The organism is Nitrosomonas sp. (genome assembly GCF_019752415.1).
Taxonomy (GTDB): domain Bacteria; phylum Pseudomonadota; class Gammaproteobacteria; order Burkholderiales; family Nitrosomonadaceae; genus Nitrosomonas.
In genome coordinates this window covers 1-7796 of sequence record NZ_JAIEME010000029.1, presented here as the reverse complement: position 1 = coordinate 7796, position 7796 = coordinate 1, and the positions used below count along the sequence as shown (strand labels likewise).

Here is a 7796-nt window from a genome sequence, read left to right as displayed (position 1 = left end):
CCCATTGTCCAAAATTCCCCACTGCTGCCTCCCGTAGGAGTCTGGGCCGTGTCTCAGTCCCAGTGTGGCTGGTCGTCCTCTCAGACCAACTACTGATCGTCGCCTTGGTAAGCCATTACCTTACCAACTAGCTAATCAGACATCAGCCGCTCCAAAAGCATAAGGTCTTTCGATCCCCTACTTTTCTCCTCAGAGATTATGCGGTATTAGCACATCTTTCGATGCGTTATCCCCCACTTTAGGACACGTTCCGATGTATTACTCACCCGTCCGCCACTCGCCACCAGGTGCAAGCACCCGTGCTGCCGTTCGACTTGCATGTGTAAAGCATGCCGCCAGCGTTCAATCTGAGCCAGGATCAAACTCTTAAGTTTAATTCTGTTAAAACTCTCGCTTGACTATTTGATGTTGATTAAAAACCAATATCTACTTTCCTTGCGAGTACTTAATATATTTCTGGATTCTATTTCGAATCCTTTTCTTCTTTAAGTACCCACACCTATCGATTGTAATTTTTTAAAGAACGCTGCTACTTTTTAATCTGTTGCTTGGTAGCGAGAGGCGAATTATACAGACTCCGAAATGCTGGTCAAGACATATTTACACATAATTCTAATTAGTCGAATTGAGCTTATTAAGCTTTTCATGAAATGCTCTTAAATACAACTACTCAGCTTTATTCGAGTGGTTTTTTATTTAACGCCTTGCTTGAGACTTGCTTCAATAAAGTGATTAAGATCTCCATCTAATACACTTTGCGTATTCCCAATTTCTATATTTGTTCGTAAATCCTTAATCCGTGACTGATCCAAAACATAGGATCGAATTTGATGACCCCAGCCAATATCTGTTTTAGTCTCTTCTATTGCTTGCTTCTCTTCATTACGCTTACGTAGCTCTGCCTCATATAATCTTGATTTCAACATAACAAGCGCATCGGCTTTATTACGATGCTGTGATCGGCCACTCTGACATTGCACAACTATTCCTGTTGGATTGTGCGTAATGCGGATAGCTGAATCCGTTTTATTAATATGCTGGCCTCCTGCACCTGAGGCGCGGAATGTATCTATTCTTAAATCTGCCGGATTAATTTCAATCTCTATGGTGTCATCTACTTCAGGATATACAAATACACTCGCAAACGAAGTATGGCGACGATTACCTGAATCAAATGGTGATTTTCTTACCAAGCGATGCACACCAGTTTCTGTCCGCAAATATCCATAAGCATAATCACCAGTAATTTTTAAGGTAGCACTTTTAATACCTGCAATATCACCAGCCGATTCTTCCAGAATTTCAACAGTCAATCCTTGTCTTTCGCAGTAACGCAGATACATGCGCTCTAGCATAGCTGCCCAATCTTGTGCCTCCGTACCTCCTGAGCCCGATTGAATATCCACGAAACAATTATTTGGATCCATTGGATCAGAAAACATCCGCCGGAACTCCAAATTTGCTATTACTTTCTCCACATTATTAACATCAATCGCTATACTTTCAAGAGTAGCTACATCCACTTCGTCCTTCGCCATCTGAAATAATTCTTGTGCATCATGCAATTGTTGTTCCATCGATTCCAATGTAAAAACGGTATCTTCCAATAATTTTTTCTCTCGGCCTATTTCTTGGGTACGTTTACTGTCATTCCAAATCGCCGGATCTTCAAGAAGCCTGGTTAATTCGCTCAGCCGGGTTTGTTTAGTATCGAAGTCAAAGAAACCTCCGTAATTCATTAGCTCGATTACCTAAATCCTGAAGATGATTTGCAACTGCATTGATTTGTTCCGCTTCCATATTTTTCACCTTAAATTTAATTTTTTATTATACCTATTAGTACACTATAGATCATGAGCACCTGTTGTTAACTCTTGTAAGCCACATTATTCCTTTGCAATCCGAAGAAATTTTTAGAGTGCTGGTTCAATTTTTCAAACCATCGGCCTGTAAAAAAATTATAATCGTTAACTAATAGTGCTAGTGACTCTCATGCATGTTTCACATTCCAACCCGTTTCTCTTAATCTAATTTCTCATAAGCTTAATAATGTCAAAGTTTTTTGCATTGATTCCAGCAGCAGGCTCAGGCGCACGTATGGGCAATGAGCTTCCCAAACAATACCTAGCATTGAATAGCAGACCTATGATTTATCATGCAATATGTACGCTATGTCAGAACCAGTTCATTGCTGGCGTATTTGTCGTACTTGCGCCTAGTGATGGCGAATGGCACAAGTATGATTGGTCTGAGTTTTCAGAAAAACTAGTCGTGCTTAGCTGTGGCGGCTTAACTCGAGCGGATAGTGTGCTTAATGGCCTTACTGCAGCAAAACAAAAAAACCTGGTAGATTCGAATGATTGGATACTAGTGCATGATGCTGCTCGTCCCTGTTTAACTTCAATTCAGTTGGATAAATTAATCAATGAATTATCCATAGACGAAGTAGGTGGATTATTAGCAGTACCTGTGGCTGACACTTTAAAACGCTGTAGTAACACTGAAAATCGCGTGGCACATACTGAATCCAGAGAAAATTTATGGCAAGCACAGACGCCGCAAATGTTTCGCTATGACCTACTCACTCATGCACTTCGTAGCGCGACAAGCATAAATGTGACAGATGATGCCGGTGCTGTTGAGGCTTTGGGATTTCATCCAAAACTTGTACTTGGTGATGCTTACAATTTTAAAGTAACCTACCCTCAAGATCTGGCTTTAGCAGAATTGATAATACAGAAAAGGAATAATCCGTGAATACTATAAGAATAGGGCAAGGTTTTGATGTACATCAATTAGTTGAAGGCCGCCCGTTGATCATTGGCGGAGTAACGATTCCTTACGAAAAAGGATTACTCGGGCATTCCGATGCGGATGTGTTGCTGCATGCAATTTGTGATGCACTTATTGGTGCTGCAGCATTGGGAGACATTGGCAAACATTTTTCCGATTCTGATCCGCGCTATAAAAATATCGATAGTCGCGTGCTATTACGCAATGTATACAGCTTGCTAGAAAATAATAGCTATACCATTATCAATATTGATGCGACCATTATTACTCAAGTACCCAAAATGGCGCCACATATCCCCGCGATGATTGCAAATATCGCGCAGGATCTGAAAACGCATACAACTAACATCAATATTAAAGCTAAAACAGCCGAGCATTTGGGTGCGATTGGCCGCAAAGAAGGTATTGTGGCAGAAGTTGTATGCTTAATTAACCGCACGAGAAATGAGATTGTCTGAAAAAGGTACCGATACAAAAATAAAATCTATTCGGGTATTTTTCGCTATTTTTCCCAATGAATTTGTACAAAAACAATTGGCTTATCAAGCCGAAATACTGGAATCTACTTACGGTGGACGCAAAGTTCGAACACAGAATTTCCATCTTACGTTGTTATTCCTTGGAGATATCAGCACTCACCGTATTGAAGCACTGCAGCAAACCATGAAAAACATATCAGCAAAAAAATTTGAGCTAAGTTTAGACAAAGTCTGCTACTGGAAACGCAATCAAATTACTTATATCCAGGCAAATCAATTCCCTAACGAACTGTTCTTTCTCGTTGATTTACTGAAGACTGCTCTGTCAGAAGTTGGGTTCTTATTTGATAAGTACATTTACAAACCACATGTTACGCTAATCCGGAAAGCAACTCATTCTGCAGAAATCGATCTACCTATCCCAATCAAATGGGAAGTGAATGAGTGGTCTCTTATTCAATCCAAACAAACTGAGCACGGTGTTGATTATATTCCACTGAAACAGTGGAACTTGAAATAAGCCAATATTGATCGAAGAATTTATCCTATATAAATACCCCTTAACTCAAAGTTACCTGATTACATTCAATTAAAACCCTTGTCACTCAACTATTTTGAAAATTCTTGCCCTCGAAACATCTACTGAATTCTGCTCTGTTGCACTGTACCTGGATGACAAAATATTCAACAAGGAAATTCTTGCTGAGCGCCGTCACTCTGAAATTCTTCTGCCTATGGTTCATGAACTCCTCGAAGAGTCTGCACTTGCATTGCAGCAATTAGATGGCATCGCTTTTGGCGCAGGTCCAGGTTCTTTTACGGGTCTGCGCATAGCTTGCGGTGTCGCTCAAGGTTTGGCGTATGCAACCAATCTGCCAGTTATAGGAATTAGCACGCTTGAAGCAGTGGCACAGCAAATTGAGGAACAGAAAATCATTGTGGCACTTGATGCCCGCATGGGCGAGATTTATCATGCCGCATATCAGAGATTAACAAATTATGACTGGCAAGTTATCAGTCCGCCGACACTCTGCTTACCGCAGCATGCGCCCTCGGTAGCGGGTAATGGTTGGATTGGATGCGGCAGTGGTTTTGATGTCTATCGCAAAGAATTATCAGCACTGTATGGCGAAAATATTCACCAGGTCCATTTCAAGCTCCATCCGCAAGCTGGGGAAATAGCACAACTTGCGCTACCCAAATTTACTAATGGTTCTAATACTGATCCAGCTAATGTAACACCTGTCTATATACGTAACAAAGTCGCATTGAAGGAAAATGAGCGATGAATAGCACATTGCAGCAGACAGCCGAATTCAGAAAAATGTACTCATCGGATCTGGATCGTGTCATCCTGATCGAACGAGAAATTTTTCTTTTCCCCTGGTCACTGGGAAATTTCGCCGATTCAATCAAGGCCGGTTATGTATGTCAGGTTTTAGAACAAGCTGATGTGCTGTTCGGCTATGGAATCATGATGATGAGTCCTGAAGAAGCGCATATTCTCACCATAGGCATCGCCGCAGACTGGCAAAAAAAGGGCTGGGGTAAAAAGCTGCTCCAGCATTTTATTCAGCATGCCAGCGGAGAAAATGCAAAATCGATATTCCTGGATGTCCGAGAATCTAATCACGGTGCCGCACAGCTCTATAAACAAATGGGTTTCCAGCACATTGCAACACGCAAAGGTTATTATCCGGCAATGTGCGGACGTGAAGATGCGCTTGTCATGCAATTGATGTTATGAATACGCGACGCAGACAAATACTCAAAGAATTGAATCTGCTGCCGATATGGCAGCAGAAATCAGGCACCCGGAAACAGAATCAGTCGCTTGAATCACAATCAATCGAAGTCAGAAATTTGATATCTCCGCCTGATCCTACAAAAGATTCACAGCAGCGCCAAGAAATCCATCAAATGAATTGGGATCAACTCAGATTAGCGGTATCCCAGTGTACTGCCTGCCCTTTACATCAGACACGTACTCAAACCGTATTGGGTGTCGGCGATGAGAATGCGGATTGGCTCTTTGTAGGCGAAGGGCCGGGAGCCACAGAAGATGCAACCGGTGAACCTTTTGTTGGCCAGGCCGGCAAACTACTCGATCAAATGTTGGCAGCTATTAAGCTGAACCGTGGCCAGCAAGTCTACATTACCAATATCGTAAAATGCCGCCCGCCCAATAATAGAAACCCCAATGCCAATGAAGCTCGTCAATGTGAACCTTATCTGACGAGGCAAATTGCTCTGATTAAACCAAAACTTATTGTTGCATTAGGAAAGGTTGCTGCACAAAACCTTCTCCAGTGTGAAGACAGTATTTCCAGCTTGCGTGGAAAAATACATGATTATTCAGGCATACCCCTGATAGTCACTTACCACCCTGCCTATTTATTGCGCGCTCTCCCAGAGAAAGCAAAAGCTTGGAAAGATTTATGCTTTGCCCAATCAACTATGCAGTCAATAACATAAGGGCGCCTCTAAAAATTTAAAGTTGCAAATAAAACGAGGCGCGAGCAAAAAATGGTAATGCAGCATATAACTGATATGTAAGGAAACATTTTTTTTGAGCAACAAAGTGCTGTGACGAAATTTAAATTTTTAGAGGTGCCCATAAGCTGTTTATTTAACGAATATTCATAACTTATTTTACCAATACTAATTTGGTGAATTTCTGATCGGTTGTCCGAGATTCACAGAATTAACACAACTTAACAAACATTAATGTAACTATGTTAATCAGTATGTTACAATCATATCAAGGTTAATGAGGATATGTGAAATAGTATCATATTTAACCTATTGTGTAACCCCGGTGTAACCCCGCATAGGCCAAAATATGGAAAATAAATTCAATTTCACCAAGAAAACTATAGCCGCATTATCAACACCAGATCCCGGTAAGCGTGATACCTACCACGATATAAAAACAGCCGGGTTACAGCTTCGCATTACTTCCACTGGTGTAAAAACCTTTTCATTTTATAAGCGCATCAATGGCAGCACCCCAGAGCGCATAACTCTTGGTCGTTATCCTGATATGACCATCGAGAAGGCGCGGCTTGCATATGACCGAATAGCCGGGGATATTGCAAGCGGCAAAAATCCCGCTGCGATCAAACGCGGCACCAGAGAGGAACTTACTTTTGCTGAATTATTTGGCGATTACATGGAGCAATATTCACGCCACAACAAAAAGACATGGCGGGAAGATGAATCACAGTACAGGCTGTATCTTGAAAAACCACTGGGTAAAAAGAAACTATCAGCTATTGACCGATCAAGCATTAAAAATATACACCTAAGCATTACCAGAGCAGGGCACCCGATCACGGCTAATCGTGTTAAGTCGCTAATATCCGGTATTTTTGGATGGGCGATATTAGAAGGGCTATGGGAAACAAACCCCGCCACAGGCATTAGACGGAATAAAGAAAAAAGCCGTGAAAGATTCATTCAAGGGGATGAATTGCCGCGATTCTTTCAAGCACTGGCAGACGAGCCCAATGGAACAATCAGGGATTATGTATTAATGTCATTACTGACCGGTGCAAGGCGCTCCAATGTACAGGCCATGCGCTGGCAAGATATAAGCTTCGATCGTCATGAATGGCGAATTGATGAAACGAAAAACGGCGCCCCGCAGACTGTCACATTATCACCCGAGGCCGTCGAGATATTACAGAACAGAAAACCATTAAATGATGCTGTATTTGTTTTTCCCGGACGTGGTGAATTAAGTCATTTAATGAATCCGGCAAGAGGCTGGCAGCGAATCCTAGAGCGTGCTGGAATCAACAATCTGCGAATTCACGACCTAAGGCGCACGCTGGGGAGCTGGCAATGCAAAACAGGCGCTTCATTGGCGATCATTGGGAAGTCACTCAATCACAAAAACCCTAGCACAACGGCGATATATGCCAGGCTTGACTTGGACCCGGTAAGGGATTCAGTCAACCGGGCAACAAGCGCAATGATGACGGCCGGAGGATTAAAGAAACCGGCTGATGCTGTACCGTTGAAACGTTCGAAATGATGGATATTTCGGTGAACAAAGATTGGACGAAAGAGGAAGCTCTGAACGCTGATGCAGAATATCAGCTAAGCGGCGGAGAAATGTTGGGAATAAATTCACCTTTTTTAAGATGGAGCGCTTTGCATTCGTTGGACGAATACCAGACCCGGTACGGAGGCGGCGATAAATTTGCTTTGATGTTAGCTATTAGAACTTGTGCTGATTTTAAGTTTGTCATGCCTGAATGGGTGGCGGAAGCTTATATAAATTCTTTTGATCGTATTGCAACTTATGCAGAAAAAAGCTGGGACGATGTGTTTTGCAAACCCGTTCCCAAGGGTGCGAACCTTAACGCGTTAAGAAAAAAATACTTATTAGAAGGCCGGGTGTACCTTAAGTTGAGGGAGATCATTCTAAAAGATCCGGGACTGTTGATACCGGTTCAAAATTGACCACCTGTGCCGGTTGAAAATTGACCAGGGGAAATCAGTGCGTAGGGTACTACG

General features: G+C 42.2%; 9 protein-coding genes and 1 rRNA gene. 8 read left to right on the top strand and 2 right to left on the bottom strand.

All coding sequences use genetic code 11. The annotated features are described in order from the left end of the window. Together K2P83_RS05680 and prfB are read right to left on the bottom strand one after the other, a co-directional pair. A 16S ribosomal RNA gene (locus K2P83_RS05680) occupies nt 1-374 on the bottom strand; the annotation flags it as partial. A 318-nt stretch (nt 375-692) separates the two neighbouring features. Further along, a protein-coding gene (gene prfB / locus K2P83_RS05675) for a peptide chain release factor 2 (protein WP_292927157.1) occupies nt 693-1800 on the bottom strand; the annotation gives its coding sequence in 2 pieces (ribosomal slippage) (nt 693-1718 and nt 1720-1800; 1107 coding nt in all). Nucleotides 1801-2049: 249 nt separating this feature from the next. On the opposite strand from prfB, the gene ispD reads away from it, so the two are divergent. The 8 genes from ispD (at nt 2050) to K2P83_RS05635 (ending at nt 7742) form a co-directional block, all read left to right on the top strand. Further along, nucleotides 2050-2757, top strand: a complete 708-nt coding sequence (ispD, locus tag K2P83_RS05670) for a 2-C-methyl-D-erythritol 4-phosphate cytidylyltransferase (protein WP_292927155.1) — start codon at nt 2050-2052, stop codon at nt 2755-2757. Beyond that, on the top strand, nt 2754-3251 hold the full coding sequence (gene ispF / locus K2P83_RS05665; protein ID WP_292927153.1) for a 2-C-methyl-D-erythritol 2,4-cyclodiphosphate synthase: 498 nt from the start codon (nt 2754-2756) through the stop codon (nt 3249-3251). The genes ispD and ispF overlap by 4 nt, the downstream gene beginning before the upstream one ends. Further along, on the top strand, nt 3244-3792 hold the full coding sequence (gene thpR / locus K2P83_RS05660) for an RNA 2',3'-cyclic phosphodiesterase (protein WP_292927151.1): 549 nt from the start codon (nt 3244-3246) through the stop codon (nt 3790-3792). The genes ispF and thpR overlap by 8 nt, the downstream gene beginning before the upstream one ends. 94 nt (nt 3793-3886) lie before the next feature. Next, the gene (gene tsaB, locus K2P83_RS05655) at nt 3887-4561 is read left to right on the top strand and encodes a tRNA (adenosine(37)-N6)-threonylcarbamoyltransferase complex dimerization subunit type 1 TsaB (RefSeq protein ID WP_292927149.1); all 675 of its coding nucleotides are present in this window, start codon (nt 3887-3889) and stop codon (nt 4559-4561) included. Further along, on the top strand, nt 4558-5019 hold the full coding sequence (gene rimI, locus K2P83_RS05650; protein ID WP_292927147.1) for a ribosomal protein S18-alanine N-acetyltransferase: 462 nt from the start codon (nt 4558-4560) through the stop codon (nt 5017-5019). Before tsaB ends, rimI begins: the two co-directional genes overlap by 4 nt. Continuing rightward, nucleotides 5016-5747: a uracil-DNA glycosylase gene (locus K2P83_RS05645; RefSeq protein WP_292927145.1), complete on the top strand. Its 732-nt coding sequence runs from the start codon at nt 5016-5018 to the stop codon at nt 5745-5747. The genes rimI and K2P83_RS05645 overlap by 4 nt, the downstream gene beginning before the upstream one ends. Before the next feature lie 367 nt (nt 5748-6114). Beyond that, on the top strand, nt 6115-7311 hold the full coding sequence (locus tag K2P83_RS05640; protein ID WP_292927143.1) for a site-specific integrase: 1197 nt from the start codon (nt 6115-6117) through the stop codon (nt 7309-7311). Continuing rightward, entirely contained in the window at nt 7308-7742 is a 435-nt protein-coding gene (locus K2P83_RS05635; protein WP_292927141.1) for a hypothetical protein, read from the top strand. The genes K2P83_RS05640 and K2P83_RS05635 overlap by 4 nt, the downstream gene beginning before the upstream one ends. The last annotated feature ends 54 nt before the right edge of the window (nt 7743-7796 follow it).

Excerpts from the sequence above, each read along its gene's own strand:
- K2P83_RS05635 (WP_292927141.1), top strand. The coding sequence starts at position 7,308 with ATGATGGATATTTCGGTGAACAAAGATTGGACGAAAGAGGAAGCTCTG.
- rimI (WP_292927147.1), top strand. The coding sequence starts at position 4,558 with ATGAATAGCACATTGCAGCAGACAGCCGAATTCAGAAAAATGTACTCA.
- K2P83_RS05640 (WP_292927143.1), top strand. The coding sequence starts at position 6,115 with ATGGAAAATAAATTCAATTTCACCAAGAAAACTATAGCCGCATTATCA.
- K2P83_RS05645 (WP_292927145.1), top strand. The coding sequence starts at position 5,016 with ATGAATACGCGACGCAGACAAATACTCAAAGAATTGAATCTGCTGCCG.
- ispD (WP_292927155.1), top strand. The coding sequence starts at position 2,050 with ATGTCAAAGTTTTTTGCATTGATTCCAGCAGCAGGCTCAGGCGCACGT.